At 65.2% G+C, this 25,533-nt stretch carries 24 protein-coding genes, 1 tRNA gene and 2 riboswitches; of the genes, 11 read left to right on the top strand and 14 right to left on the bottom strand.

The window, feature by feature from the left end; genetic code table 11:
- Positions 1–93: 93 nt before the first annotated feature.
- Positions 94–951, top strand: a complete 858-nt coding sequence (locus L0963_RS03980) for a metal-dependent hydrolase (RefSeq protein ID WP_062902957.1) — start codon at positions 94–96, stop codon at positions 949–951.
- The gene (locus L0963_RS03975; RefSeq protein ID WP_062900531.1) at positions 948–1,373 is read left to right on the top strand and encodes a DUF2147 domain-containing protein; all 426 of its coding nucleotides are present in this window, start codon (positions 948–950) and stop codon (positions 1,371–1,373) included. Before L0963_RS03980 ends, L0963_RS03975 begins: the two co-directional genes overlap by 4 nt.
- Before the next feature lie 32 nt (positions 1,374–1,405).
- Here the strand turns inward: L0963_RS03975 and L0963_RS03970 are convergent, their stop codons facing one another.
- The gene (locus tag L0963_RS03970; protein ID WP_062900532.1) at positions 1,406–2,344 is read right to left on the bottom strand and encodes a winged helix-turn-helix transcriptional regulator; all 939 of its coding nucleotides are present in this window, start codon (positions 2,342–2,344) and stop codon (positions 1,406–1,408) included.
- A 100-nt stretch (positions 2,345–2,444) separates the two neighbouring features.
- Complete coding sequence (locus L0963_RS03965; RefSeq protein ID WP_234178574.1) at positions 2,445–4,730, bottom strand: TonB-dependent receptor; 2,286 nt, start codon at positions 4,728–4,730, stop codon at positions 2,445–2,447.
- A gap of 124 nt (positions 4,731–4,854) precedes the next feature.
- Here L0963_RS03965 and L0963_RS03960 point away from each other — a divergent pair, with 124 nt between their 5' ends.
- The 7 genes from L0963_RS03960 (at position 4,855) to L0963_RS03930 (ending at position 13,194) form a co-directional block, all read left to right on the top strand.
- Positions 4,855–5,826, top strand: a complete 972-nt coding sequence (locus L0963_RS03960; protein WP_217372592.1) for an NAD(P)H-dependent flavin oxidoreductase — start codon at positions 4,855–4,857, stop codon at positions 5,824–5,826.
- Entirely contained in the window at positions 5,823–7,319 is a 1,497-nt protein-coding gene (locus L0963_RS03955) for a carotenoid oxygenase family protein (protein WP_234178573.1), read from the top strand. Before L0963_RS03960 ends, L0963_RS03955 begins: the two co-directional genes overlap by 4 nt.
- Positions 7,320–7,321: 2 nt before the next feature.
- Positions 7,322–9,013 carry a class I adenylate-forming enzyme family protein gene (locus L0963_RS03950; RefSeq protein WP_234178572.1) on the top strand — a complete coding sequence of 564 codons (1,692 nt, stop codon included), beginning with the start codon at positions 7,322–7,324 and terminating at the stop codon, positions 9,011–9,013.
- 1 nt (position 9,014) lies between these two features.
- Positions 9,015–10,244 (top strand): acetyl-CoA acetyltransferase, encoded by a 1,230-nt coding sequence (locus L0963_RS03945; protein WP_186402687.1) that lies wholly within the window; start codon positions 9,015–9,017, stop codon positions 10,242–10,244.
- 1 nt (position 10,245) lies between these two features.
- Positions 10,246–11,412, top strand: coding sequence for an acetyl-CoA C-acyltransferase (locus L0963_RS03940; RefSeq protein WP_062900538.1), 1,167 nt, complete (start codon positions 10,246–10,248; stop codon positions 11,410–11,412).
- Between the two features lie 85 nt (positions 11,413–11,497).
- Positions 11,498–12,706: a serine hydrolase domain-containing protein gene (locus L0963_RS03935; RefSeq protein WP_217372594.1), complete on the top strand. Its 1,209-nt coding sequence runs from the start codon at positions 11,498–11,500 to the stop codon at positions 12,704–12,706.
- Entirely contained in the window at positions 12,703–13,194 is a 492-nt protein-coding gene (locus L0963_RS03930) for a MarR family winged helix-turn-helix transcriptional regulator (RefSeq protein WP_062900540.1), read from the top strand. Before L0963_RS03935 ends, L0963_RS03930 begins: the two co-directional genes overlap by 4 nt.
- A gap of 79 nt (positions 13,195–13,273) precedes the next feature.
- On the opposite strand, the gene L0963_RS03925 is transcribed toward L0963_RS03930, so the two are convergent.
- Positions 13,274–13,349: transfer RNA gene (locus L0963_RS03925), tRNA-Trp, on the bottom strand.
- Positions 13,350–13,490: 141 nt separating this feature from the next.
- Between L0963_RS03925 and L0963_RS03920 the strand changes: the two genes are divergently transcribed.
- Together L0963_RS03920 and L0963_RS03915 are read left to right on the top strand one after the other, a co-directional pair.
- Complete coding sequence (locus L0963_RS03920) at positions 13,491–14,423, top strand: DMT family transporter (RefSeq protein ID WP_062900541.1); 933 nt, start codon at positions 13,491–13,493, stop codon at positions 14,421–14,423.
- Positions 14,420–15,052 carry a glutathione S-transferase family protein gene (locus tag L0963_RS03915; protein ID WP_186402685.1) on the top strand — a complete coding sequence of 211 codons (633 nt, stop codon included), beginning with the start codon at positions 14,420–14,422 and terminating at the stop codon, positions 15,050–15,052. The genes L0963_RS03920 and L0963_RS03915 overlap by 4 nt, the downstream gene beginning before the upstream one ends.
- Here the strand turns inward: L0963_RS03915 and L0963_RS03910 are convergent.
- From L0963_RS03910 to gcvT, 11 genes are all read right to left on the bottom strand, one after another.
- Positions 15,047–16,255: an acyl-CoA dehydrogenase family protein gene (locus L0963_RS03910; protein WP_186402684.1), complete on the bottom strand. Its 1,209-nt coding sequence runs from the start codon at positions 16,253–16,255 to the stop codon at positions 15,047–15,049. The genes L0963_RS03915 and L0963_RS03910 overlap by 6 nt on opposite strands.
- Positions 16,252–17,811: a fatty acid--CoA ligase gene (locus L0963_RS03905; RefSeq protein WP_217372595.1), complete on the bottom strand. Its 1,560-nt coding sequence runs from the start codon at positions 17,809–17,811 to the stop codon at positions 16,252–16,254. The genes L0963_RS03910 and L0963_RS03905 overlap by 4 nt, the downstream gene beginning before the upstream one ends.
- 124 nt (positions 17,812–17,935) lie before the next feature.
- Positions 17,936–18,571, bottom strand: a complete 636-nt coding sequence (locus L0963_RS03900; RefSeq protein ID WP_186402682.1) for a DUF938 domain-containing protein — start codon at positions 18,569–18,571, stop codon at positions 17,936–17,938.
- Positions 18,568–19,092, bottom strand: coding sequence for a CcdC protein domain-containing protein (locus tag L0963_RS03895; protein ID WP_217372596.1), 525 nt, complete (start codon positions 19,090–19,092; stop codon positions 18,568–18,570). The genes L0963_RS03900 and L0963_RS03895 overlap by 4 nt, the downstream gene beginning before the upstream one ends.
- 7 nt (positions 19,093–19,099) lie before the next feature.
- Positions 19,100–19,549 (bottom strand): ABA4-like family protein, encoded by a 450-nt coding sequence (locus L0963_RS03890; RefSeq protein ID WP_058812652.1) that lies wholly within the window; start codon positions 19,547–19,549, stop codon positions 19,100–19,102.
- 12 nt (positions 19,550–19,561) lie between these two features.
- On the bottom strand, positions 19,562–19,906 hold the full coding sequence (locus tag L0963_RS03885; RefSeq protein ID WP_062900548.1) for a hypothetical protein: 345 nt from the start codon (positions 19,904–19,906) through the stop codon (positions 19,562–19,564).
- On the bottom strand, positions 19,906–21,453 hold the full coding sequence (gene gcvPB / locus L0963_RS03880) for an aminomethyl-transferring glycine dehydrogenase subunit GcvPB (RefSeq protein WP_217372597.1): 1,548 nt from the start codon (positions 21,451–21,453) through the stop codon (positions 19,906–19,908). The genes L0963_RS03885 and gcvPB overlap by 1 nt, the downstream gene beginning before the upstream one ends.
- Entirely contained in the window at positions 21,450–22,808 is a 1,359-nt protein-coding gene (gene gcvPA, locus L0963_RS03875) for an aminomethyl-transferring glycine dehydrogenase subunit GcvPA (protein ID WP_217372598.1), read from the bottom strand. Before gcvPA ends, gcvPB begins: the two co-directional genes overlap by 4 nt.
- A gap of 3 nt (positions 22,809–22,811) precedes the next feature.
- Positions 22,812–23,627 (bottom strand): glycosyltransferase family 2 protein, encoded by an 816-nt coding sequence (locus L0963_RS03870; protein ID WP_062900551.1) that lies wholly within the window; start codon positions 23,625–23,627, stop codon positions 22,812–22,814.
- A gap of 45 nt (positions 23,628–23,672) precedes the next feature.
- Entirely contained in the window at positions 23,673–24,044 is a 372-nt protein-coding gene (gcvH, locus tag L0963_RS03865; RefSeq protein ID WP_062900552.1) for a glycine cleavage system protein GcvH, read from the bottom strand.
- Positions 24,045–24,047: 3 nt separating this feature from the next.
- A complete protein-coding gene (gcvT, locus tag L0963_RS03860; RefSeq protein ID WP_217372599.1) occupies positions 24,048–25,202 on the bottom strand; it encodes a glycine cleavage system aminomethyltransferase GcvT in 1,155 nt (384 codons plus the stop codon).
- Positions 25,203–25,255: 53 nt separating this feature from the next.
- A riboswitch (glycine riboswitch) is annotated at positions 25,256–25,375 on the bottom strand.
- A riboswitch (glycine riboswitch) is annotated at positions 25,376–25,475 on the bottom strand.
- Positions 25,476–25,533 lie beyond the last annotated feature (58 nt).

Genomic DNA, 25,533 nt, shown 5'->3' with positions numbered 1-25,533 from the left:
CGTTCTGAAACAGGATAGTAGCATCTCTTGCGAATGGCGAATATTTGCATTATAAACATTGATGTTAATGTTGATGATTCGCAGGAGCTGTTCATGACCCTCGATACGCCCACGCCTCCTGATCTCAGGATCGAGAAGCGCGACATGAAGTTCGGCCGCGAGCAGGCCCCGCCGCGCTGGTGGCACAGCGGCGACCCCGGTCGCACCGCCTTTTTCAACGCGCTGTCGTCCACCTTCCCTGTCGGCGAGAAATTCTTCATGACATCGGTCCGGCAGTATCGCGAAGGCACGCCGCAGCCGCTGCGCGGCCAGATCGACGATTTCATCTATCAGGAATCGATGCATTCGCGCGAACATGTCGTCTTCAATCGCCAGGCCGAAGATGTCGGTTACGACATCGCCCCGCTCGAAGAACGCGCGCGCCGGACGATCGCATGGGCGAAACAGCGCCCGCCGCTCCAGCAATTGGCGGCAACCTGCGCACTCGAACATTTTACCGCGACGCTGGCGCATGACGCGCTCGCGAATCCCGGGCATCTGGGCGGCGCGAGCGAGGAAGCGCGGCGTTTGTGGCGGTGGCACGCGATCGAGGAAATCGAGCATAAGGCGGTCGCCTACGACACCTATCTTCATGCAACGCGTGACATGATGCCGCTGCGGCGCTGGTTGAAGCGCTGCGCCGTCATGGGCGTTACGACTTTGCGCTTTCACTATGTGATTTTCCGCAATACCGCAGATCTGTTGCGGCAGGACGGGCGCAACGACTGGACGACGTGGCGGCACTTGCTCGCCTATCTCTATGGAAGGCACGGCCTGATGCGGCATCTGCTCAAAGGTGTGGTCGGCTATATGCGGCCGGGCTTTCATCCCTGGCAGCACGACGACCGCCCCCTCCTGGCCGAAGCGCTCGCTTTGCTGAACGCGCCCGCGAGCCGGGAGCAGGCGGCATGAGCCGCCGCGCGATTGCGATGGGCCTCGCTGCCGCCGCCGCTCTTGCCCCCGCAAGCGCCATGGCTGCCGATCCCGTTGGGCTGTGGGCGACGGGCAGCGAAGGCGGACGGGTCGAAATCTATCGCTGCGGCGCGGCGCTATGCGGCAAGGTGGTCGATGCAAAGCGGCTGCGCGCCAATCCCGATCTGCGCGACGTGCGGAACGGCGATCCCAAGCTGCGCCAGCGTCGGTTGATGGGGCTGGTCGTGCTCCAGAATTTCAAGGGCGGCCCGTCCCAGTGGAAGGGCGGCCCCGTGTACGACCCCGAAACCGGCGACGGAGCGTCGCGCGGCGAACTGCGACTGCTCGGCAACGGCAAGCTGGAAGTGAAGGGCTGCCTCGCCTTTTTCTGTCGAACCAAGACGTGGACGCGGCTTAACTAGCGCGGCTGCGCATTACTATCGGCTCCGGACGCTCATTCGATCTCGAACGTCAGATTGTGGATGCCGATTTCGCCGTCGCAATGGTTGCAGGCAACGATCATCCGAAGGTCGTGGCCGCATGGCTTGTGCGTCAGGATCAGCGGCGGGCCGCGTTCGTCGGAAAACCAGCGGTCGCCCCACTGGAGCAGCGCCAGCAATACGGGATAAAGGTCGCGGCCCTTTTCGGTCAGCCGATATTCGACGCGGTCGGCGTGCGCCGAATAGGGAATGGTGCGCAATATGCCCTGCCGGATCAGCCGTTCGAGGCGGCCGGTCAGGATATTGGTCGCCATCAACGTGTCGCGCTGAATGTCATCGAAGCGGTTGATGCGCGTGAACATCGCGCGCACCACAAGCGTCGCCCATCGATCGCCGAACAATTCGATCATCGTGTCGACCAGCGGGCGCCCGCCCGGGCGGCGCGCCGTCACCGCGCCGTTGAAGCGCCGGCGTTCATAGTGCGGAACGACCTGGGCCAGCCCCGGCCCTTCGCGCCAGTCGACGTCGCGCGGGTCGATTTCCTTCCGGCAATGGGCGCATATCGGCGTCGGCTCGGTTTCCGCGCCGCACGCGCTGTGCCGCAGACGAACGCGAAAGTCGCGGCTTGCGGCTTCCCAGCGATGCTGCCAGCGCAGCATCATCAAGGCGTTGGGAAACTGGTCGCGCCCCTTCTCGGTCAGCGCATAATAGGAACCGCGCCCTTCCTTCTTCGGCCGTTTGGCAAGGCAGTCCTCGTCGACCAGCTTGCGCAGCCGTCCGCTGACGACCGATCGCGCGAGCCCGGTCCGCGCCACGAATTCGTCGAAGCCATGGGTGCCGAGAAAGGCCTGCTCCATGATGAGCAGCACCGGAACGTCGCCGACGACATCGAGCGCGCGCCAGATCGAACAGGCGCGGATGGTGCGATCTTCTTTCACGGCTGATGCGTCCATTGCTGGGCCCGCCCTACTCCGCGGAACAGCACGCGACAAGGCCGGTCCGACGGAAGATGGGCGGTGCCCGCGCCCATGCTTCCGTCGGGGGAGAGCTGGTTCAAAAGCGCCCCGTAACCTGCACCGCAATCGTTCGCGGCCGATCGACGATCCCGTTATAGGCATTGCCCGCCCCGCCCGTAATCGTCGTCGCAAGCGGCATCGCGCTGCCGGTCTGAAGGATCCGCTGGTCGGTCAGATTGCGGCCGATCAGCGCCACTTCCCAGCGATTGTCGATCTGTCCCAAGCCGATGCGGGCGCCAAGCTTCGCATAGCTGCCCTGATAGGTCCGCGGGTCGAGGTTCGCCGCCGCGATATAGGAGGAGGAAAAGTCGGCGTTGACGTTGAATGACAGCTTGAGGTCGCTGCCGACCGGCGTCCAGTAATCGACATTGAGATTACCCGACCATTTCGGACTCAGCGCGTTACGCTTGCCGCTATAGTCGCAGAAGCCACCCGGTCCCGGCGTCTGCAGATAATAGCATTGGCCGTCGGTGAAGTTGGTGAATTTGAAATCGAGATAGGCGATCGCGCCGCTGATGGTCAGGCCTTCGGCGAGCGCCGCGCGAAAATCCGCTTCGATCCCCTGCGTCCGCGCCGCCGCCGCATTGCGGACGTTGAAGTTGAGCGTCCCGTCGAAGATGTTGACCTGCAGATCCTTGTATTTGGTGCGATAGAAGGACAGGTTGAAGGCGACGTCGCGGCCCTTGTATTTCAGCCCCGCTTCGAAATTGTCGGCGCTTTCGTCCTGGAATTCGAACGCGCCGGGCTTGGCGACCGTGGTCGACGTCGGCAGCGAGTTCGACCGGATGTCGAAGCCGCCAGCCTTGGTTCCGCGCGCGTAGGACGCGTAGAGCATCAGGTCGTCGGTCGCGTCGAACTGGACGTTGACCATCGGATTGAAGCTGTCCTCGCTCAGCTTGCCGGCGATGCTGTGCGCCTCGATGTTGAGCGCGCGGAACACCGCAGCGACGACGGCAGCGGGCGCGGTGCTGAGCGGGCCTTGCACGATGGCGAGCGATCGGCGGCCGCTCTTCTTCTCATGGTTGAAGCGCGCGCCGGCGGTAACGCGAAGCTGGTCGGTCAGCGACAATTCGCCTTGCGCAAAGGCCGATATCAAGTCCGACGTCTGGCTGTAGTCGCGGTCGTTGCGCGTGTCACCGAGCGCGTTGAACGGTGCGCCCAGCCCCAGGAAGGTCGGATTGAAGAGGGTGAAATCCTGAACGTCCAGCTTGGCGTGCTGATAATAGACCCCGCCGATAAAGTTGAACGCCTCGCCGCCGGGCGAGGTCAGGCGGAGCTCTTGCGAAAACTGCCGATAATCCTCGCGCAAATTCGTACCGTCGAGAAAGCTGATCCCCGAAAAGTCGACATCGACGATCTCGCGCGTCTTATAGTCGAGCAGCGACGTGACCGAGGTCAGCGTGTGCTCGCCGATTTCCAGATCGGCGTTCAGCGTCGCCCCGAACACCTTGTTGCGGCTTTCATAGCCATTATCCTCGCGCACATAGTCGGGGACGGTGCTGACGAAGAAGGGGCCCTGGAAGACCGCATTGTAATTCCCGACCGCACCGAACACGTCGCGTGGCTGGCCCTTCATCGCGAAGTCTGCATATTCGAGCTTCAGTTCGGCCGCGAGCGGCCCGCCCTTGTCGAACTCCACCTTGCCGCGGACATAATATTCATCGACGTTGGGCTCGTTGCGCTTCAATTTCTGGTTGTAGAAATATCCGTCCATCGAGCGATGATAGCCAACCACGCGCGCTTCGATGCCGTCGCTCAGCGGCCCCGACAGGACGCCGGTCAGCTGCAGTTCCTTGTGATTGAATTCATAGAGGCCGCTCACCGTCCCCTCGAATTCGTCGGTCGGGCTGCGTGTCGTGATATTGACCGCCCCTGCGATTGCATTCTTGCCGAACAGCGTCGGTTGGGGGCCTCGCAAAACCTCGACCCGCTCCATATCGACGAGCGGCAGGCGCGAAAGCTGGTCGCGTCCATAATAGACGCCATCGACGAACATCGCGACCGACTGTTCGAACCCCTTGTTGTCGCCCGAGGCGATGCCGCGGATCGCGATGCGATTGGCGATCGCGGTCTGGGTGATCTTAAGATTCGGCACCGACGAACTGATCTGCTCAAGGTTGGTCTGCCCATAGCTTTCGACCTGCTTGCCGCTGACCGCGGAAATCGAGATCGGCACATCGGACAAGCCCTCGGCGCGCTTCTGGGCAGTAACGATGATGTCGTCGAGGCCGCCCTGGCTTTCGGCGGGGGCCTCCTGCGCGAACGCAGCCGCGGGACCGGCAAGCGCCGACGCAGCCAACAGCATGGCAAGTGAATGCTTCATGATTCTCCCTCTCCCCACTGCCGGCGACGGGCCGGCATGTTTTGCTTGCAAATGCCTCTTGAACGGGCATAAGTTCTGTTACGCAAGTTAGTATCACTATGCAAGTAAGTTTTGGGGGACAGGAATGAAGCCGAAGCACGGCCTTCCCGCAGCTTTGACGCGCAATTTGCGCCTGCCCGCAATCGCGGCGCCGATGTTCCTCGTCTCGGGCCCTGATATGGTCATCGCCGCCTCGCGCGCCGGAATGATCGGCAGCTTTCCCGCTCCCAACGCGCGGACGACCGCCGATCTGGAAGCCTGGGTGAGCCGCATCGATGCGGCACTCTCGAACGATCCCGACGCCGCCGCCTGGGCGGTCAATCTGGTGGTGCATCCGTCGAACAGCCGGCTTGCCGACGACCTCGCCTGCGTCGTGCGGCACAAGGTTCCGCTCGTCATCACTGCGCTCGGCAGTCCCGCCCGCGTCGTCGAGCAAATCCACGCCTATGGCGGCATCGTTTTCGCCGACGTCAATTCGGTGGGCTTCGCCCGCAAGGCCGTGGCTGCGGGCGTCGATGGACTGGTGCTCGTCGCGGCGGGAGCCGGCGGCCATACCGGCGCCACCGCCGGTTTCGCCTTTGTCGAGGAAGTGCGACAGTTCTGGGACGGGCCCTTGGTGCTGGGCGGCGCAATCTCGACCGGCCACGCGATACGGGCCGCCGAAATATTGGGAGCCGACTTCGCCTATCTTGGCACGTCGCTGATCGCCTGCACCGAGAGCATGGCGGCGCAGCCTTACAAGGACATGGTGGTCGCGGCAGGCGCCGAGGACATCGTGCCGTCGAACGGCATCACCGGCGTGACCGCCAACTGGCTGAAATCGAGCCTGATCGCTGCGGGCTACGACCCAGCGAACATGCCCGAGGACAAGCGCCCCAATTTCTCCGATGCGCAGGACGACGCCAAGGCATGGAAGAATGTCTGGTCTGCGGGTCAGGGCGTCGGCGCGGTGCGCGCGACCGAACCCGTCGCGGACATCGTCGACCGTCTCGTGAAAGAATATGATGCGGCCGCCGCCAGGCCGCGCTTTGCAGCCGCCGAAGGAGTCATCGCATGACCGCTCAGCTTGTCGACACGATCCGGACCACCGTTCAACCGAACGACCATCCCTATATGAAGGGCGCGTGGCGGCCGACCTACAATGAGTGGAATGCGGTCTTCGCCAATGGCGATGTCGAGGTGATCGGCACGATCCCGACCGACATCGACGGCGTTTACGTCCGCACTGGCGAGAACCAGATTCACGAACCGATCGGCCGCTATCATCCCTTTGACGGTGACGGCTTCATCCATGCGATCTCGTTCAAGTACGGCCGCGCGAGCTATCGCAGCCGCTTCGTGCGCACCAAGGGGTTCGAGGCCGAGAAGGAAGCCGGCCGCTCGCTCTGGGCCGGGCTGATGGAACCGCCGCACAAATCGACCCGCCACGGCTGGGGTGCGCAGGAATGGCTCAAGGATTCATCGTCGACCGACGTCGCGATCCACGCGGGCAAGATCATCTCGACCTTCTACCAGTGCGGCGAGGCCTATCGGCTCGACCCGTTCACGCTCGAACAGTTCGGCACCGAAAGCTGGGTGCCGCTCGACGGCATTTCGGCGCATTGCAAGGTCGATCTCGCGACCGGCGAACTGATGTTCTTCAACTATTCGAAGCACGCGCCCTATATGCATTATGGCGTCGTCGGCGCGGACAATAAGCTGAAACATTATATTCCCGTGCCGCTCGCCGGACCGCGGTTGCCGCACGACATGGCATTCACCGAAAATTACACCATCCTCAACGACATGCCGCTCTACTGGAACGCGGAACTGCTCGAAAAGAACCTGCACGTCGTCCAGTTTCACCCCGACGAAAAGACGCGCTTCGCGATCATCCCGCGGCACGGAACCCCTGAGGATATCCGCTGGTTCGAGGCCGAACCGACCTACACGCTCCACTGGCTCAACGCGTGGGAGGAAGGCGACGAGATCATCCTCGACGGCTATTATCAGGAAGAGCCGATGCCCAAATCCTATCCCGATGCTCCCGAGGGGCTGGAGCGGATGATGGCCTATCTTGACCAGGGCTTGCTCAAGCCGCGCCTTCATCGCTGGCGCTTCAATCTCAAGACCGGAAAGACGACCGAACAAAGGCTCGACGAGCGCGACCTCGAATTCGGCATGTTCAACCAGCGCTATGCGGGCAAACCCTATCGCTATGCCTATAGCGCCATCCCCGAGCCGGGCTGGTTCCTCTTCCGCGGCCTCGTCAAGCATGACCTCGATGCCGGCACGAGCGAGGAGTATCTTTTCGGCCCCGGCCGCTTCGGCAGCGAAGCGCCGTTCGCGCCGCGCATCGATGCCAAGGACGAGGACGACGGCTATCTCGTGTCCTTCATCGCCGACCTTGAAACCGACACGTCCGAATGCGTGCTGGTCGACGCGAAGAATATCGCGGCGGGGCCGGTGTGCCGGATCATCCTGCCAGAGCGCATCTGTTCGGGCACACACACCGTCTGGGCGAGCGGCGATGACATAGGCATGGGTCCGAACAGCGTGCTGGCCGGCTGACGATGATCGTCGCGGGAGAGGATAAAAGGCGGCGCTACCGCGAAAGTGGCTGGTGGGGCGATCGCACCTTCGCCGATCTGTTCGCAGCCAATGCGGCCGCCCATCCGGACCGGCTCGCACTGGTCGATGCCCCCAATCGCGGCGGCTTCGCTTTCGGCGATCCGCAGCGGTTGACCTATGCCGAGCTGACGGCGGAGATCAATCGGCTCGCGGGCGCGCTCGTCGCGGCGGGGATCGGCAAGGATGATGTACTGCTCGTCCAGCTTCCGAACATCAGCGAGTTCGTCGCGCTCTATTTTGCGGCGGCGAAGATCGGCGCGATCGTCAGCCCGGCGGCGGTGCAATATCGCAGCCATGAGCTGAAAGGCATGATCGGCGTGGTCGAACCCAAAGCCTTCGTCTGCGCGACGCAAATGAAGGGTTGCGATCATGTCGGCGTAGCAGCGCCGCTGCTGGATGGTATCCGGCTGATGACCTTCGGCCCCAAGGCGCCCGTCGGCGCGATCGACCTGTCGACCGCCAGCGGCGACGCCGAGGCTCTTGCAGCCCATGTCGCCGCCAACCCGGTCGATGCCGACGACATCTTCACCATCTGCTGGACCTCGGGAACCACCGGCGTGCCCAAGGGCGTCCCGCGCAGCCATAACCACTGGATCGCGGTCGCAGGGGCAGGATACGAGGCGATGAAGGTCGGGCCGGGCGATGTCCTGCTCAACCCCTTCCCGCTCATCAATATGGCGAGCATCGGCGGCATCACCATGTGCTGGCTGACCAGCGCGGGCACGATGGTGCTGCATCATCCCTTCGATCCCGGCGTCTATTTGCAGCAGATCGCGACCGAACGGCCGAGCCTGACGATCGCCCCGCCCGCCGTGCTCAATATGCTGCTGCAGAATGAGGCTTTGCTGGCGAGCGTCGATCTCTCCAGCCTGCGCGTCATCGCCTCGGGTTCGGCACCGCTAGCGCCCGCGATGGTGCGCGGCTTTCAGGAAAAGCTCGGCATCGTCATCGTCAACGTCTTCGGGTCGAACGAGGGGATGAGCTTCATCACCGGCGAGGGCGACATGCCCGATCCCGACAAGCGCGCGAGCCTGTTCCCGCGCCGCGGCACTTATCGGCGCCCCTATGGCGAGGGCCGCGCGCCCAATATCGAAAGCCGCCTCGTCCCGCCCGGCGGCGGCGATCCGATCGAGGCGGACGGCATCTCGGGCGAACTTCAAATCCGCGGACCGACCTTGTTCGAAGGCTACCACAACGTGCCCGAGCGCACCGCCGAAGCCTTCACAGCCGACGGCTGGTTCCGCACCGGCGACCTGTTCGAAATTGCCGAAGGCGGCGATTTCTACCGCTTCGTCGGGCGCTGCAAGGATCTGATCATCCGCGGCGGCGTGAACATCTCGCCCGAGGAGATCGACCAACTCTTGGGCGGCCATCCCTTGCTGGCCGAGGCCTGCTCCTTCTCGCTGCCTTGCGCGAAGATGGGCGAGCGGATCGGGCTCGCCTATGTCCCGCGCGGCGGCGTGGATGTGGGGCTGTCCCACGTAACCGACTATCTCCGCGAAAAGGATCTCGCGGTGTTCAAACTGCCCGAACGGCTGTTCCGCTTCGACGCCTTGCCGCGCAACGTCACGAACAAGGTGATGCGTAGCGAAGTGCGCGAAATGGCGCTCGCCACTCTCGAAAAGGAAGCCTGACATGGCGAAAGATGTCTTCATCCTCGGCGGCGCGCAAACCGACTTTGCACGCAATTTCGAACGCGAAGGCGGCGGGTTGTTCGAGCTGTTCCGCGACGTTGCAGAGGCCGCATTCGCCGCGACCGGTATCGAACCCCGCGAGGTCGAAACCGCGCACGTCGGCAATTTCGTCGGCGAACTGTTCGCGGGCCAAGGCCAGCTCGGCGGCTTCTTCGGCCATGTCCACCCCGACCTTGCGGGCATCCCCGCCTCGCGCCACGAGGCCGCCTGCGCCTCGGGCAGCATTGCGATCCTCGCCGCAGCGGCCGAGATCGAGGCCGAGCGCTATGGCCTCGCGCTCGTGCTCGGCATCGAACTGATGCGCAATGTGCCCGGCCAGCGCGCCGCCGAATATCTCGGCGTCGCCGCCTGGGCCGGGCGCGAGGCGCAGGAGGCGCGTTACCTGTGGCCGTACATGTTCGCGCGCGTCGCCGAGGAATATGACGAGCGTTTCGGGCTCGATCGCGCGCATCTGCGCGCCATTTCGGCGAATAACTTCGCCAATGCCAAGAAGAACCCCAACTCGCAGACGCGCGGCTGGGCGGTGACCGACGATCATCTCGGCGAGAATGACGAGGTCAATCCGCTGATCGAAGGAAGCCTGCGCAAATCCGACTGCGGACAGGTGACCGACGGCGCTGCCGCCATCTTCCTCGCCTCGCGCGAGGTTGCCGAGGCTTATGCGAAGCGCCGCGGCATCCCGCTCGAAAGCATCCCGCGCATCAAGGGCTGGGGCCACGCCACCGCCCCCCTGCTCTATTCGACCAAGGTCGCCGACAGTCGCGGCGGCGACTATGTCTTCCCCAGCGTGCGCAAGGCGATGATGGACGCGCTGCGCCGCGCCGAGATGCCCGATATCTATGCCTGCGACGGGGTCGAGGTGCATGATTGCTTCTCGATAACCGAATATATGGCGATCGATCATTTCGGCATCACCAAGCCAGGCGAAAGCTGGCGCGCGGTCGAGGACGGGACGATTGCGCTCGGCGGCAAGCTGCCGGTCAATCCGTCGGGCGGGCTGATCGGGCTCGGCCATCCGGTCGGCGCGACGGGCGTGCGGATGCTGCTCGACGGCTGGCGGCAGGTAACGGGCAATGCCGGCGACTATCAGGTCGAAGGCGCGCGCAATTTCGCGACCTTCAACGTCGGCGGCAGTGCCACGACCGCAGTCAGCTTCGTCGTCGGCACCTGATTTGACCGACGTCTATATCTACGACGCGGTGCGGACACCGCGCGGCAAAGCGCGGCCGGACGGCGGCCTTGCAAAGCTCAGCCCGCAGGAACTGGTTCGCCAGCAGATCATCGCGCTGCGCGCGCGATGCGGCGATGCGGCGGCCGCGCCCGACGCGCTGCTGCTCGGCTGCGTAACGCAGAGCGGCACGCAGGGCGGCCACATCGCGCTGGTCGCCAAACTCCACGCCGGTCTGCCGCACGAAACCATCGCACACAGCATCAACAATTACTGCGCATCGGGCCTTTCGGCCATCGGCCAGGCGATTGCGAAGGTGGCGAGCGGCGAGATGAATTCGATCCTCGCCGGCGGCGTCGAATCGATGAGCAGCGCGCCCTTTCTGGGCGACCGGGCGAGCTTCTACACCAACGCCGAGTTGCCGCCGCATGCTCGCTTCGTTCCGCCGGTTCTCGGCGCCGACCGGCTCGCCCATGCCGAAGACATTGCGCGTGCCGACCTAGACGCTGTCGCCCTCCTGTCACAGCAGCGCGCGGTGGCGGCGGAGGACAGCCTGGCGCTGCAACGCTCGCGCATCGACACCGGGGCGCTGTCGCGCGAGGAATGCCTGCGCCCGCAAACCAGCGCGGAGACCCTCGCCGACACACCGCCAGCTTTTGGCGACCTGCAGGATCAATATGCTGGGGCGCTCGGCGGCGTGCGCTTTGCGCCGCTGCACAGCGTCGCCCACACGCCGCCGATCTGCGACGGCACCGCCCTCGCGCTTCTCGGAACCGACGGGCTCGGCGACGCCCCGCGCGCGCGCGTCGTCGCCTTTGCCGAATGCGGCGGCGATCCGGCCGCGTCGCTGACCGCCGGCTTCGCCGCGATGGACAAGGTATTGGCACGCACCGGACTGACGATCGACGCCATGGATCGCATCGAATTCATGGAAGCCTTCGCGGTCACCATCGCCAAATTCCTGCGCGATTATGATGTCGATCCGATGCGGGTGAACGTCGGCGGGGGGCATCTGGCAAAGGGACATCCAATGGGCGCCAGCGGCGCGATCCTGACGTCGGCACTGCTCGACGCGCTCGATGCGTGCGACGGGCGTTTGGGGCTCGTGGTCGTAACGGGCGCGATGGGGGTTGGCGCCGCCCTGATCGTGGAACGGATCGATCGCTCCTGACGCAGCGGCAATGCGACGGCGAGTGCATAGGGACGCGCGAATTACCTGTCTTGACAATATATGTAGGTGCCTACATTGATAGCCAATGATCGATGATCCTTCGGCCGCATCGACGGCGTCCATGCATGCGGCGGTTGGCCGCCGATCCTTTCTTGCCGGAGCGCTTTCGGCCGTTGCGCTCGCGCCACCCGCGCTCGCGCGCTCCCCCGCCGCCGAGAACCTCGACCGCTTCCTTGCGGACCAGAGGCGCAGCGGCGGGATGACAGGCCTTGCCGTCGGCCTTGCGCGATCGGGCAAAGTGCTGCTGTCGCGAACCTGCGGCCATGCCGACATTGCCATGCGGCGGCCTGTCACCGTCGATTCGATGTTTCACCTCGCGTCGGTGACGAAAACGATTACCGCCACCGGGATCATGATGCTGGCGGAGGAGGGACGGCTGGATATCGACGCGCCGATCAACCGCTACCTCGACTTCGCGGTCGTTTCTCCGGCAGCGCCCGAGCAAAATATTACCGCGCGCCACCTTCTCATGCACATGTCGGGCATCTCGGATGCGACCTATTATGCGGTCGATTTCCGGACGCACGGCGGCGATTCGCCGCTCGCACTCGGCGATTTCCTGCACAGTTACCTGGTTCCCGGCGGAACGCATTATTCTGCGACCGGAAGCTTTTCCGGCGCGCCACCGGGACGGGCCTATGACTATTGCAACGTCGGCTATGGCCTGCTCGGCTATATCGGCACGCGCGTCGCCGGCGTCGATTTCAGGACCTATCTGCAGCGCCGGCTGTTCAGCCCGCTCGGCATGGATCATCTGTCGTGGACCCTCGCCGATGTTCCGGTCGCGCTTCGCGTCACGCCCTATGAAAGCGACGCGCAGCGTCTTGTCCCTGTTGCGCCCGTCGGATTTCCCGATTGGCCTGCGGGCATGCTCCGCGCCTCGATCTCGGGCCTCATGCCCTTCGTCGCGGCGTCGGCAAATCGCGGCCGCACCGGGTCTCACCGGATGCTCGCCGAACCCTCGATGGACGAGATGCTCCACATGCAAAAGCCGCCAGGTCTGCCGGTTTGGCTGACCGGTCAAGGGCTCGGCTGGATGGAATCCGAGGGCGAAGGCGCGCCGCGCATCAATCATTGGGGCGGCGATCCCGGCGTTTTCACGGCGGTCTACCTCGATCCCGCGACGACGACCGGGATCGCAATCCTCACCAACGGCTCGGCGACCGCATCCAGCAAAGCCGCGATCAAGGCCATCGCACGCAAGTTGTTCACGCTCGGGAACGCGCTCTCATGAGCGAACAACCCGATTACAGCCGACTCGCCGGCGGCGCGGCACTGGGCGCCAGGCTGCGCCGGCTGTCCGAACGGATCGATCGCGAGAGCGCTCAACTATACGCCGCATACGGCATCGAATTCGAGCAGCGATGGTTCGGGATTCTCAATCAGATCATGCGCAACGGGCCGATGACCGTAGGCGACATCGCGTCGGCGCTACGTCTAACCCATGTCTCGATAAGCCAGGCGCGGCGTTCGCTGGAGGCCAAGGGCTTCGTCCACAGTCTCACCGACGGCAAGGATGCGCGAAGACGTCCGATAGCGCTGACGCCGAAAGGCGAGGCGCTGACCAGAGAACTCGCCGGACTCTGGCAGGCGCTCGGCGCCAGCGCGGCCGAACTCAATGCCGAAGCCGGCGATCTGATACCGCTCCTCGACCGCCTGGACGATGCGCTGGCGGAGCGCTCGCTTCTCGACCGCGCTTTGGCACATGCGGCGCGGCCTTGAGCGCGACGGCACGAAAGCCCCTATCAATTACAATATTCGCTGGAACGGCGCACACTTCGAGAGCCGCCGTGGTCCGGCCTGGCAGGGGCAGCAGGATTCGAACCCGCGACCCTCGGTTTTGGAGACCGATGCTCTACCAGCTGAGCTATACCCCTAGGCCGGAGTGCGCCCTTAGCCGTAACGGGGGGCCGCGCGCAAGGGGATTGCACGATCGATCCCAACATTGTTGTCGCCGCTTGGCTCGGGCCGGAACCCTAGCTTGCAAAGCATCGGCAGGCTGATATGCGAAACGGCGCATGAGCACCGCCCCGTCCCCCGAGGTTCCGCAGCATTATCTGGGCGGCATCGCGCTGCGGCTGCTCGCCATGCTCAGCCTCTCCTTGATGTTCGTGCTCGTGAAGCGGATCGACGCCGCGGGCATCCATATCGTCGAGAGCCTGTTCTGGCGGCAGGCGATCGTGCTGCCGATGCTCGTCGGCTGGGCGCTGACGCGGGGCGGCCTTGCCATCTATCGCACCCACCGGATCGGCACCCATGCGCGGCGAGCGATGATGGGGCTGACCGGCATGGCGCTCAACTTCGGCGGGATGATCTTTTTGCCCATGGCCGAGGCGACGACGATCAACCTGTCGGTGCCGATCTTCGCGGTGATCTTTGCCGCGCTGTTCCTCCGCGAGCCAACGGGGTGGCAGCGGTGGAGCGCCGTGCTGGTCGGTTTCCTTGGCGTCCTGCTCGTCCTCAATCCGACGACGCTCGTCGCGCAGGGCTTCACCGGCCATCACGGGCTCGGCACGCTGATTGCGCTCGGCGGGGCGGTGATGACCGCGCTGATCACGATCCAGGTCCGCGATCTGGCGCGCACCGAAAGTCCGATGACGATCGTCTTCTGGTTCAGTCTGATCTCGATGCTCCCGCTCGGTCTGGCGCTGCCGTTCGTGATGACCGCGCATGGCGCCGGCGAATGGGCGTTGCTGATCGGGCTCGGCCTGCTCGGTGCAGTGGTGCAATTGTCGCTGACCGGCGCGCTGCGCCTCGCGCCTGTCGCGGTGGTGACGCCGATGGATTATTCGAGCCTGCTGTGGTCGATTGCCTGCGGCTGGTTCTTCTTTGGCACCCTGCCTGCGGAGACGACCTGGGTCGGCGCGCCGCTGATCGTCGCGAGCGGGCTGTTCATCGCCTGGCGCGAGCATCGCCTGCATATCGAACGGATGAAGGATATCACCGCATGACCCCGCCCATCCTCTACCATTGCCCCGATGCCCGCTCGCTGCGCTGCCTGTGGGCGGTCGAAGAGGTGGGCGCAGACGTCGACCTGCGCGTCCTGCCCTTTCCGCCGCGCGCCTTTGCGCCCGAATATCGCGCCGTCAATCCGCTGATGACGGTGCCGGGCTGGGTCGAAGGCGGACGGGTGATGACCGAATCCGCGGCCATATGCGAACGCATCGTCGAGGACAGCGCGCTCGAGGTGCGCCGCGACGAAGCGGATTATTGGGACTATCGCAACTGGCTGCACCGCAGCGATGCCACGCTGACCTTCCCGCTCGCGGTCATGATCCGCTACACGCGCGTCGAACCCGCCGAGCGCCGGCTCGCGCAGGCGGTCGACGATTACAAGGCCTTCTTCGGCGGCCGCACCAAGAGCATCGAGGCGGCGCTCGCCGACGGGCGCGACTGGCTGGTCGCCGGCCGTTTCACCGCCGCCGACATCGTGATCGGCTATGCCGCCTTCCTTGCGACAACGCTGGGCGCGGCCGACGTGCTGGGCGAAGCGACGACCGACTGGCTGCATCGCTGCACTGCCCGCCCCGCCTTCCTTCGCGCCCGCGAACGCCAGCGCACCGACGCGCCGCAGCTATAGCCCCAGCATCAGCTTGGCCATGATATTGCGCTGAATCTCGTTCGACCCGCCATAGATCGACGCGGCGCGACCGTTGAAATAGCGCGCCGAAGCGGTGAGATCATCTTCGGGTCCGACGAAGGGCAGATTGCTGCCCGGCGCGCGCGCCGCGAACTGGTGCGGCGCCGCGTAGGGACCGGCGATGTCGACCGCCAGTTCCTGTATCCGCTGCTGCGCCTCGGTTCCCTGCACCTTCAGCATCGATGACGCCGGACCGGGGCTGCGCCCGAGCGCGATTGCCGCCATCATCCGCTGCTCGGCGGCATGGATCGCGTGGACATCGGTATAGAGCCGTGCGAAACGCCGCCGGATCGCCGGATCGTCAAGCAAGGTGCCGCCCTCGCCGAAATCGCGCGCCGCCGCGCCGGCCAGCAGGCGATCGAGCGCCGCGGTCAGCCCCGCAGCGTAAGCCGCCGAGCGTTCGAACTCGAGCAGATATTTGGCGACGCCCCACCCCCGATCCTCTTCGCCGAGCCGCCCCGATTGCGGCACGCGGACATTGTCGAAAAAGACCTGGTTGAAATCATGGTCGCCCGACAGCGTCAGGATCGGCCGCACCTCGATCCCCGGCAGCGTCATGTCGAGCAACAGGAAGGTGATGCCCTGTTGCGGGCGGCCGTCACGGCTGGTGCGCACCAGGCAGAACATGCGGTTCGCGAAATGGGCGTGCGTCGTCCAGATCTTCGACCCGGTCAGCACATAATCGTCGCCATCGCGCTCGGCGCGGAGCGACAGGCTGGCAAGATCCGATCCTGCCTGCGGTTCGGAATAGCCCTGGCACCAGAAATCCTCGCCCGACAGGATACGCGGCAGATAATGCGCCTTCTGCTCGGGGGTGCCGAAGCGCATGATGCACGGCGCGACCATGCGCAATCCCATCGGCGACAGGCTGGGCGCGCCGGCAGCGGCGAGTTCGGAATCGAAGATATGCCGCTGTGTCTCGTCCCAGCCGGTCCCGCCATATTCGCGCGGCCAGTGCGGCGCCGCCCAGCCATGGCGATGCAGGATCGCCTGCCACGCCATCGCATGCGGCTTGTCGACGAACACGCTCGTCGCGCGCGCCGCGGCGTCGCGCAGATCGTCGGTCAGATTGGCCGCAATCCAGCCGCGAACCTCCTGCCGGAAGGCCTCCAGCCCCTGCCTCTGGATCGGATCGGCCGTCAATTCACCATCCGCTCATAGCCTTCCCAATAAGGGGCGCAGAGATCCTTGCGAAGAATCTTGCCGCTGGCGTTGCGCGGCAGCGCCTCGATCACGTCGACGCTGCGCGGACATTTGAATGGCGCTATGCGCTCGCGCGCCCAGGCAATGATGTCGGCCTCTTCCACCGTCGTCCCGGGCTTGGGCACGACGACCGCCTTGACCGTTTCACCCCATTTGAGATCGGGGATGCCGATCACGGCGACTTCCTGCACCGCCGGGTGGCCGTAGATCGCGCTTTCGACCTCCGCCGGATAGACATTCTCGCCGCCGGTGATGATCATATCCTTCACCCGGTCGTGGATGTAGAGATAACCGTCCTCGTCCATATAGCCGGCGTCGCCGGTGTGGATCCAGCCGTCGCCCGTCATCGTGCGCGCGGTCGCCTCGGGCAGGTTCCAGTAACCGAGCATATTGTTCGAAGAGCGCGTGACAACCTCGCCCACCGCGCCCACGGGCATATCCTGCCCGTCGTCGCCGATGATCCTGATCTCCACGCCGGGCAGCGGCTTGCCCGCCGACCGCATGCGCTTGTTGCCTTCGGGATCATGATCCTCGGGCGGCAGCATGCAGATGGTGCCTGTCGTTTCGGTCATCCCATAAGCCTGGATGAATTCCGCCCCGAACATCTTGATGCACTGGCGCAGCAGTTCGAGCGGGATCGGCGCCGCGCCATAGAGGATATATTTGAGCCGGCTGTAATCGACCGTGCCGCAGCGCGGGTGGAGCAGCAGCATCTGAAGCGCCGCGGGAACGATGAAGAAGCGCGTCACGCCATGCTGTTCGACCGCATCGAAAACCCCGTCGGGATTGAATTCGGCGAGGATGATGCCGGGCAGCCCTGCCGCCAGCGCCATGATCCCAAGCCCCGTTCCGCCGATATGCGCGCAGGGCATCGCGACAAGCACCGCCTCGTCATCGTCCCATTTCGTATAGGCCAGATCGGCGTCGGCCGAGTTTTTCCGCAACGCGAACAAATTGCGGTTCGACAGCACGGCACCTTTGGGACTGCCGGTGGTCCCCGAGGTATAAAGTTGCAGCACGGCATCGTCGGGACCGGACGGGGTGAAGGGCGCGCGCGGCGTCGCGTCGATCAGCGCGCGTGCCTCGGTATCGCCGACGATGCGCGGCGCATGGTCGAGCTTGCCCGCCAACTGATCGGGCACCGCGTCGAAACCGGGGCCGGTGAAGACGATCTTCGCCCGGGTATCGTTGATGATATAGGCCCATTCGACGGGCGAAAGCCGCCAGCCGATCGGCGCCATGACGATCCCGGCGCGCGCGGCGCCAAAGAAGAGCGTGAAATAGAGGTCGCTGTTCTTGCCGATCCACGCGATGCGATCGCCCTTCTCGAGCCCCGCGGCGCGCAGCGCGCTTGCCACGCGCGCCGTCCGCTCCTCAAGCTCGGCATAGGTGAACAATCGGTCCTCTTCGCGCATCGCAATGCGCGACGGCCGGTCGGCGGCCCAGTGGGTGATGAATTCGTCGAAACTGACAAGGTCCGAAACGTCGGCAGCCATCGATCCTCTCTCCTCGAATCGCGTTGCTATTTGCAATCGAGAAGGACGCTAAAGCTTCGGCGGCCAAGGTAAAGCGCCGAACGCCCAACCTGACAGCAGTGACAGCTTGGGCGCGCCGCCGGACTCAGCTGTGTTTGCGGAACAGCAGCATCAAATTGTTCGCCGGCATGGTGCGGCGCTCGGTTAAGCCAAATCCGTGCGGCGCGGCCGCATCGACGACCGCCTCCACTTCGCGCAGCCCCCAGGCGGGATTGCGGCTGCGCAGGCTCTCGTCAAAGGCAAGGTTGCTGTCGGCGGTCGCGACATCGGCTTCGAGATAAGGGCCGTAAAGGATCAGAGGGGCGCCCGATCCCAGCAATCGCGCCGCCCCCGCGAACAAGCCCAGCGTCGCCGCCCACGGGCTGATATGCACCATGTTGATGCACAAGAGGGCATCGGCATGTCCCAGCGGCCAGTCCGGCGCCGATGCGTCGAGGTGCAGCGGCGCGGCGATGTTCGGCAGCCTTGCCTCGGCGCTCCAGGCCGCGATCGAGGCGAGCGCGGCTGGGTCGGGGTCGCTCGCCTGCCAGTCAAGCTTCGGGAAGGCGGCGGCGAAATGGACGGCATGCTCGCCCGAACCGCTCGCCACCTCAAGCACCGTGCCCGACGCGGGGAGCCAGTCGCCGAGCACCGCGGCGATCGTGTCGCGATTGCGCAAGGTTGCGGGGGCATGGCGCTTGTCGCCCTCGCCGCCGTCCGAAGGCGTCCACGGCCCCTTCATCGCCGCGACGAACGCGCTGCCGCGAGCAGGCGCCGGGCGCGCAGCGCGATCTCGACCCGCTGAAAAACGATGAAGCCGAGCGCGAAGGCCATCAGGATATCGGTAACGGCCATCAACCCCCCCTGTCCGTGGCCGGCGACGCCTTCGGCCATGTTGCGCGACACACCCCGGATGAAGATGAGCGCGACGAAGAAAAGCAACGCTGCGGGCGACACGGTCTGGCTGAGTTCATGCGTGTCGGGATCGACCGCAACCTGCATCAACTTGCCGCGCATCCAGCCGAGGCCGCTGCCGACCGCGAGCGCGACAAGGCACCATATCCACACCAGTCCGTGCGGCGGAGCGTTCCAGAAAATGAAACCCAGCAACAGCGCGTAGAAGGTCGGCAATATCCACAGGCGTTCGAGCCGCAACCGCCGTGCCTTGCCGACCGAGCGCAGCCTAAAGAACAGCACGAGCAGAACGACCCCGGCGGGGATCAGATAATGCAGCAGCGGCGACGGGGCGGTTCCGGCGTTCATGACCGCCTCACTTCGCCTTTGCCTGCGCCCGCGCGCGACGTTCGCGCACGATCAGCCACGCCAGCAGCCCGACCGGCCCGACCATCAGCGTCAGGAACAGGAAAGGGAACTGGACGATCCGGCTGAAACCCTTGGCATCGGCATCGCGGGCAATCCACATGCCCGTGAACAGGTCGAAGGCCAGATAATGCGTCCAGCCGAGCGTCGCGCCGCCGGGACTGTCGAATAATTTCATCACCCCCGCCAGCGTCGTGAAATTGCCGCCGCCGGTTCCGCCGGCATCGATCGTGCCGGAGAGGAAGCCGCCGAGCATCACGGCATAGGCGAGGCAGAGCAGGAAGACCCCGGCATAGAGGATCAGCGCCAGCACTTTCGGCCCGCGCGGCGCGAAGGCGAGAAGCAGCCAGCCACCGATCGCCCAATAATTGGCCAGCAGGAAAACGCTATCCCAGCTCATCGCTTTTCCCCTTCAGATCAGTCCGCCGACGCCGAGAAAGATGATTCCGCCGAACAATGCAACCAGCCCCGCCGACAAAATCAGCAGCGTCATTCGCGCCGCGGCCCGCCGCCGCATCACGACGAAGGCGGTGAGCAGCGCGAAACCCAGCGCGATGAGCGGCGCATAGCCGAACACCCAGTGGTGCGCGAGCGCGCGGCGGGGCCGGACGATTTCCCATTGTTCGGCGACAAGGCCGTAGCCGGTTACCGCGGCCAGCCAGATCGCGGCGAAGACGACGAGCGACAAGGCGGCGGCGAGACCGCAGCCGCCCCGGCGCGGCGCGGCACCGCTTTCATCCTCGCCCGCGGCGCGCATCAATCCTCCCAGCGAAGCACCGGCTTGCGCGCCGCCAGCGTCTCGTCGAGCCGCGCGCGCGGCGCGAAATGCGGCGCCGACTTGAGCGCCGGATCGCCGTTCTTTGCGCGAAGCGCGATGCTGCGCAGCGCACCGACGAACTGGTCGAGCACCGCCTTCGATTCGGTCTCGGTGGGTTCGACGAGCATCGCGCCGTGGACGACGAGCGGGAAATAGACCGTCATCGGGTGATAGCCTTCGTCGATCAGTCCCTTGGCGATGTCGAGCGTCGAGAAGCCCTCGGCAAGCCCGCGATCGCTGAACAGCGCCTCGTGCATGCATGGTCCCGACGCGGCGAAGGGCGCATCGAGCACATCCTCCAGGCTGCGCAGGATATAGTTTGCGTTGAGCACCGCATCCTCGGCGACCTGCTTCAGCCCGTCGGCCCCGTGGCTGAGAATATAGGCCAGCGCGCGGGTGAACATGCCCATCTGGCCGTGGAAGGCGGTCATGCGACCGAAGGTGTCGGGGTGCTCGGCGCCCGCGCTTTCTTCCTCGACCAGCTTGAAAGACCCGTCGGCGTAGCGCGCCGAATAGGGGATCGGGCCATAGGGCGCGAGCGCCTTCGACAGCACGACCGGCCCCGAACCGGGACCACCGCCGCCGTGCGGGGTCGAAAAGGTCTTGTGCAGATTGATGTGCATCGCGTCGATGCCAAGGTCGCCGGGGCGAACCTTGCCGACGATCGCGTTGAAGTTGGCGCCGTCGCAATAGACATAGCCGCCCACCGCGTGCACCGCGTCCGAAATCGCTTTCATGTCGCGTTCGAACAGGCCGCAGGTGTTGGGGTTGGTGATCATCACGCCCGCCACATCGGGGCCGAGCCGCGCCTTGAGCGCCGCGAGATCGACGCGCCCCTCCGCGGTCGCCGGAATATCCTCGACCGTGAAGCCGGCAAAGGCAGCTGTTGCGGGATTGGTCCCATGCGCGCTTTCGGGGACGAGCAGCACCCGCCGGTCCTCGCCGCGCGCTTCGAGCGCCGCCTTGATGCACAGGATCCCGCAAAGCTCGCCGTGCGCGCCCGCCTTGGGCGACATGGCGACGCCGTACATGCCGGTGAGTTCGATCAGCCACACCGCGAGTTCGTTGATGACCGCAAGCGCGCCCTGCACCGTTTCCTGCGGCTGGAGCGGATGCACGTCGGCAAAGCCCGGCATCCGCGCGACCTTTTCGTTGAGGCGCGGGTTATGCTTCATCGTGCAGCTGCCAAGTGGGAAGAGGCCGTGGTCGATCGCATAATTCTGGCGCGACAGGCGCGTATAGTGGCGCACCGTTTCGGACTCGCTGAGCCCCGGCAGGCCGATGGGATCGCGGCGCATCAGCGCGCCGAGATCGGCAGCGGGCGCCGCCTCGTCGAAGTCGACGCCGGTGGTCGCGGTCGAGCCGATCTCGAAGATCAACGGCTCCTCGAGCATCAGCGCGCGGTTGCCGGTAAATGTCGCGGTATCGGCGGCACCACCAGCGCCGTGCATTTCGGGGCGCCAGCCGGCGGGGTTGAGCGCGGTCATGCCAGCACCTCCTTCAGCGCCGCGGCAAAGGCGGCGATATCCTCTTCGGTCGCGGTTTCGGTGACGGCGACGACCAGGCCGTTCGCCAGCGCGTCATTGTCAGGATAAAGGCGCCCGAGCGACACGCCGCCGAGCACGCCCTTTTCGGCGAGCTTGTGAACCGTCGCGCGCGCGTCGACGGGCAGCCGCAGCGTGAATTCGTTGAAGAAGCCGCTGTTGACGACCGACACGCCCGGTACTTGCGCCAGTTCGGCCGCTGCCACCCTGGCGCGCCCGTGGTTGATGCCGGCAAGCTGCCGCAACCCCGCTTCGCCGAGTAAGGTCATGTGGATGCTGAAGGCCAGCGCGCAAAGCCCTGCATTCGTGCAGATATTGCTCGTCGCCTTCTCGCGCCGGATATGCTGCTCACGCGTCGACAGCGTCAGAACGAAGCCGCGCTTGCCATTGGCATCGACCGTCTCTCCGCACAGCCGCCCCGGCATCTGGCGGACATATTTCGTCTTGCACGCAAACAGGCCAACATAGGGACCGCCGAACTGGAGCCCGACGCCGATCGCCTGCCCCTCGCCCACCACGATATCGGCGCCCATCTCGCCCGGCGACTTGATGAGACCCAGGGCAACGGGTTCGGTAACGACCGCGATCAGCAGCGCACCGGCCGCCTGGCATGCCGTAGCGAGCGCGCTCATGTCGTCGATGCGGCCCAATATATCGGGATATTGAACGACGACGCAGCTTGTATCCTTGTCGATAGCGGCGGCGAGCGCGGCCCAGTCGGTACCGGCTTCAAGCGTCGGGTCGCCGTCGACAAGCTGGTCACCGGTATATTTCGCCATCGTCCGCGCGACGCTGCGATAATGCGGATGGAGGCCGGTCGAGAGCAACGTCTTGCCGCGCTTGGTGATGCGCCGCGCCATCACGATCGCCTCCCAGCAGGCAGTCGAGCCGTCGTACATGGACGCATTGGCGACGTCGGTGCCGAAAAGACGCGCGACCTGCGTCTGGAACTCGAACAGCATCTGCAGCGTGCCCTGCGCGATTTCGGGCTGATAGGGCGTGTAGGCAGTCAGAAACTCGCCGCGCTGGATCAGATGGTCGACACTCGCGGGCACATGGTGGCGATAGGCGCCCGCACCGAGGAAGAAGGGACCGTCGCCGGCGGCGCGATTCTGTCGCGCGAGCGCTGCCATATGGCGCTCGACCGCCAGTTCGCTGGCATGACCGGGAAGGCCGGCGATCGGGCCGTCGAGCCGCGCTTCGGCAGGCACGTCGACGAACAGATCGTCGATCGAGGCAGCGCCGACCGCCGCGAGCATCGCGCTGCGGTCATCGGGCGTGAGGGGGAGGTAACGCATGAACTACTCCGTCGAAGAAGCTGATTTTATGGCAAGAAGCTGGGCCAGATCGGGAAGCGATCCGGTAAAGATCGCCGGCCCGCTGTGCGTGGTCTTCACCCAGGGGGCGAGCCAGATGCGAAGCCCCGCATCGCGCACGCGGCGGCAAAAGGCATAATCGTCCGACAACTGCGCCCGCGTGTCGGGTTCGATCATCGGCAGGAAATAGGCATAGGCCTCCTCGCCGATCCCGTGCGCGGCGCGCTCGGCGGGATCGGTGCGGAAGACCAGTTCGGGATGACGCGCGCGCAACCTGTCGAACACGTCGCGGCGGATCATCATCATCCCGCTGCCGACCCGCGTCAGTTCGACCAGATCGGTGAGCGCGAAGGATTGGTCGGGATGCAGGAAATGCAGCGCAAACTCCCCCGAAAAGCGCCCGAGCGCCGCCGGATCGGCGTCACCCAGCCCGGCTTTGGCGGCCAGCGCCGCATTGCGCCAGTTGAGCATCCGCCGCGGACAGGCAGCCCCCAGAATCGCGCAATCGTCGCGGCCGACCATCGCGCGCAGCATCGCGAATACATCCTCGGCGCCGAAGTCGATGTCGGCATCGACGAACAGCATGTGGGTGCAGTCGCTTTCCGCGAAGATCGCGGCGAGCATGTCGCGCGCGCGCGTCACCGACGGCTGGTAGAGGATGAACTCGAACCGCACCGTCAGGCCGATCGCCTGCGCGCGTAACGCAAGGTCGAGCAGCGCGCGGACATAGCTACCCTGCGCCCCGTCATAGATGGGCGTCGCCACCATCAGGCGGCAATTGGCAAGCGCAGGGTCCGTCATGGTCTTGCGGCCTTTCCCCCTCCCGCGACCGGAAGGAGTTTGCGATCACAGATCGGCGATGAATTCCTTGTACGCCTGCGCATTCATCAGCCCGTCGAGCTGGCTCTTGTCGCTGAGCGTCATGCGAAAGAACCAGCCTTCGCCTTCGGGGTCCGAATTGACGAGCGCGGGGTCCTCCTCAAGCTGGCCGTTGCCTTCGGTGACGGTGCCATCGACGGGCGCGTAGACGTCGCTCGCCGCCTTCACCGATTCGACCACCGCGGCGTCGCCGCCCTTCGACAGTTCGGCGCCGGTGTCGGGAACCTCGACGAAGACGATATCGCCGAGCTGGCCCTGCGCGAAGTCGGTGATGCCGACCGTCGCCACATCGCCATCGACATCGATCCATTCATGCTCTTCGGTATAAAAACGCGGCATCGATCAGCCTCCCTGTTTGCGCACGTAACGATGTGGAACGAAGGGCATCGGCGTCACCGTCACGGCGACGCGCTTGCCGCGGACTTCGGCGGCGAGCGCCGTGCCGGGCTCGGACAGGCCGGTGGGCACATAGCCCATCGCTATGGGGGCGCCGACGCTCGGCGCAAAACCGCCCGAGGTGACGACACCGACTTCGCGGTTCCCGTCGAAAATCTTGGCGCCCTCGCGCACCGGCATCTTGCCATCTACGGTCAGGCCGACGCGCTTGCGCGGACTGCCATCGGCAAGATGGCCGAGGATGCGCGCGGCGCCCGGAAAGCCGCCTTCCTCGCGGCGGCGCTTGCTGATCGCAAAGGCCACATCGCCCTCGACGGGGTCGATGCCTTCGTCGAGGTCGTGGCCGTAAAGCGGCAATCCCGCTTCGAGCCGCAGCGAATCGCGCGCGCCGAGGCCGATCGGTTTTACCGCCTCCTGCGCGCACAGCGCATCGGCGAGGGCCGAGACGTCGCTCGCCGGCACCGAAATTTCGAACCCGTCTTCTCCGGTATAGCCCGAACGGCTGATCCCCAGCCGCACGTCGCCCCACAGATAGGGGCCGGCCTGCATGAAGACGAGGCGATCGACGGGAAGAATATCGGAAAATTCGGGAACCACGCCGAGCGCCGTCAGCGCGGCCGCGGCCTTTGGCCCCTGCAGCGCAAGCAGCGCCTGTTCGTCGAGCAGGTTCATCTCGATCTCGTCGGGCAGATGTTCGCGCAGATGCGCGATGTCGTCCCACTTCACCGCGCCATTGACGACCATGTAGAGGCCATGCCCCGTATTGGTGACCATCAGATCGTCGAGGATGCCGCCATCGTCGGCGAGCAGCAGCGAGTAGCGCATCCGCCCCGGCTTCAACGCCGAAATATCGCCCGGAACCAGCGCCTCGAGCGCTTCGGCGGCGCCTTCGCCGCTGAACACGAGCTGCCCCATGTGGCTGACGTCGAACAGACCCGCATTGTCGCGCGTCCACAGATGTTCGGCCATGATGCCGTCATACTGGATCGGCATGTAATAGCCGGCGAATTCGACCATCCGCGCGCCCCTTGCACGGTGCCAGGCGTCGAGCGGAAGCGTTTCGATCGCGACCGTTTCGGCCATTTCTTCGGTTTCGCTCATATCGGCCTCCCGTCGTTGACATGACGCGGCGCGGCCCGATGCCGTTCCTTCGCCACGCCCCCTCTGTCACGGGAACCTGAGAGTTTTCGTCCATGCGCCCACGATGACGGGTCGGCATGGAGTTACCCCTTCGGTGGTCCGGGCGACGCCCGAACGCTTTCCAGAGTGTCCGTTCCAGCCGCGCGGTCCGTTGACCTGAGAGTTTCCGGGGCGGTTGCTCCTTCGGTGGCGACGGCCGGTTTCCCTGCCCCCGCGCTCTCCCGCGTGGCCGGTCGAATCTCTTGGAGAGGCTCGACAGACGCCTGAGCCTTGGCGCTCGCCTTCGGCAGAG

It is taken from the genome of Sphingopyxis sp. NFH-91, from assembly GCF_021401285.1.
Taxonomy (GTDB): domain Bacteria; phylum Pseudomonadota; class Alphaproteobacteria; order Sphingomonadales; family Sphingomonadaceae; genus Sphingopyxis; species Sphingopyxis terrae_A.
This window is presented reverse-complemented; position numbering and strand designations above follow the sequence as displayed.

Bases quoted from the DNA above. Each gene is read 5' to 3' on its own strand.
- L0963_RS03905 (WP_217372595.1), bottom strand. From the start codon at position 17,811: ATGGCTGCCGACGTTTCGGACCTTGTCAGTTTCGACGAATTCATCACC.
- L0963_RS03915 (WP_186402685.1), top strand. From the start codon at position 14,420: ATGACCCCGCCCATCCTCTACCATTGCCCCGATGCCCGCTCGCTGCGC.
- L0963_RS03975 (WP_062900531.1), top strand. From the start codon at position 948: ATGAGCCGCCGCGCGATTGCGATGGGCCTCGCTGCCGCCGCCGCTCTT.
- L0963_RS03930 (WP_062900540.1), top strand. From the start codon at position 12,703: ATGAGCGAACAACCCGATTACAGCCGACTCGCCGGCGGCGCGGCACTG.
- L0963_RS03935 (WP_217372594.1), top strand. From the start codon at position 11,498: ATGATCGATGATCCTTCGGCCGCATCGACGGCGTCCATGCATGCGGCG.
- L0963_RS03980 (WP_062902957.1), top strand. From the start codon at position 94: ATGACCCTCGATACGCCCACGCCTCCTGATCTCAGGATCGAGAAGCGC.
- L0963_RS03965 (WP_234178574.1), bottom strand. From the start codon at position 4,730: ATGAAGCATTCACTTGCCATGCTGTTGGCTGCGTCGGCGCTTGCCGGT.
- L0963_RS03920 (WP_062900541.1), top strand. From the start codon at position 13,491: ATGAGCACCGCCCCGTCCCCCGAGGTTCCGCAGCATTATCTGGGCGGC.
- gcvT (WP_217372599.1), bottom strand. From the start codon at position 25,202: ATGAGCGAAACCGAAGAAATGGCCGAAACGGTCGCGATCGAAACGCTT.
- L0963_RS03870 (WP_062900551.1), bottom strand. From the start codon at position 23,627: ATGACGGACCCTGCGCTTGCCAATTGCCGCCTGATGGTGGCGACGCCC.
- L0963_RS03890 (WP_058812652.1), bottom strand. From the start codon at position 19,549: ATGAGCTGGGATAGCGTTTTCCTGCTGGCCAATTATTGGGCGATCGGT.
- gcvPB (WP_217372597.1), bottom strand. From the start codon at position 21,453: ATGACCGCGCTCAACCCCGCCGGCTGGCGCCCCGAAATGCACGGCGCT.
- L0963_RS03950 (WP_234178572.1), top strand. From the start codon at position 7,322: ATGATCGTCGCGGGAGAGGATAAAAGGCGGCGCTACCGCGAAAGTGGC.
- L0963_RS03955 (WP_234178573.1), top strand. From the start codon at position 5,823: ATGACCGCTCAGCTTGTCGACACGATCCGGACCACCGTTCAACCGAAC.
- L0963_RS03960 (WP_217372592.1), top strand. From the start codon at position 4,855: ATGAAGCCGAAGCACGGCCTTCCCGCAGCTTTGACGCGCAATTTGCGC.
- gcvPA (WP_217372598.1), bottom strand. From the start codon at position 22,808: ATGCGTTACCTCCCCCTCACGCCCGATGACCGCAGCGCGATGCTCGCG.
- L0963_RS03895 (WP_217372596.1), bottom strand. From the start codon at position 19,092: ATGAACGCCGGAACCGCCCCGTCGCCGCTGCTGCATTATCTGATCCCC.
- gcvH (WP_062900552.1), bottom strand. From the start codon at position 24,044: ATGCCGCGTTTTTATACCGAAGAGCATGAATGGATCGATGTCGATGGC.
- L0963_RS03885 (WP_062900548.1), bottom strand. From the start codon at position 19,906: ATGCGCGCCGCGGGCGAGGATGAAAGCGGTGCCGCGCCGCGCCGGGGC.
- L0963_RS03945 (WP_186402687.1), top strand. From the start codon at position 9,015: ATGGCGAAAGATGTCTTCATCCTCGGCGGCGCGCAAACCGACTTTGCA.
- L0963_RS03900 (WP_186402682.1), bottom strand. From the start codon at position 18,571: ATGAAGGGGCCGTGGACGCCTTCGGACGGCGGCGAGGGCGACAAGCGC.
- L0963_RS03970 (WP_062900532.1), bottom strand. From the start codon at position 2,344: ATGGACGCATCAGCCGTGAAAGAAGATCGCACCATCCGCGCCTGTTCG.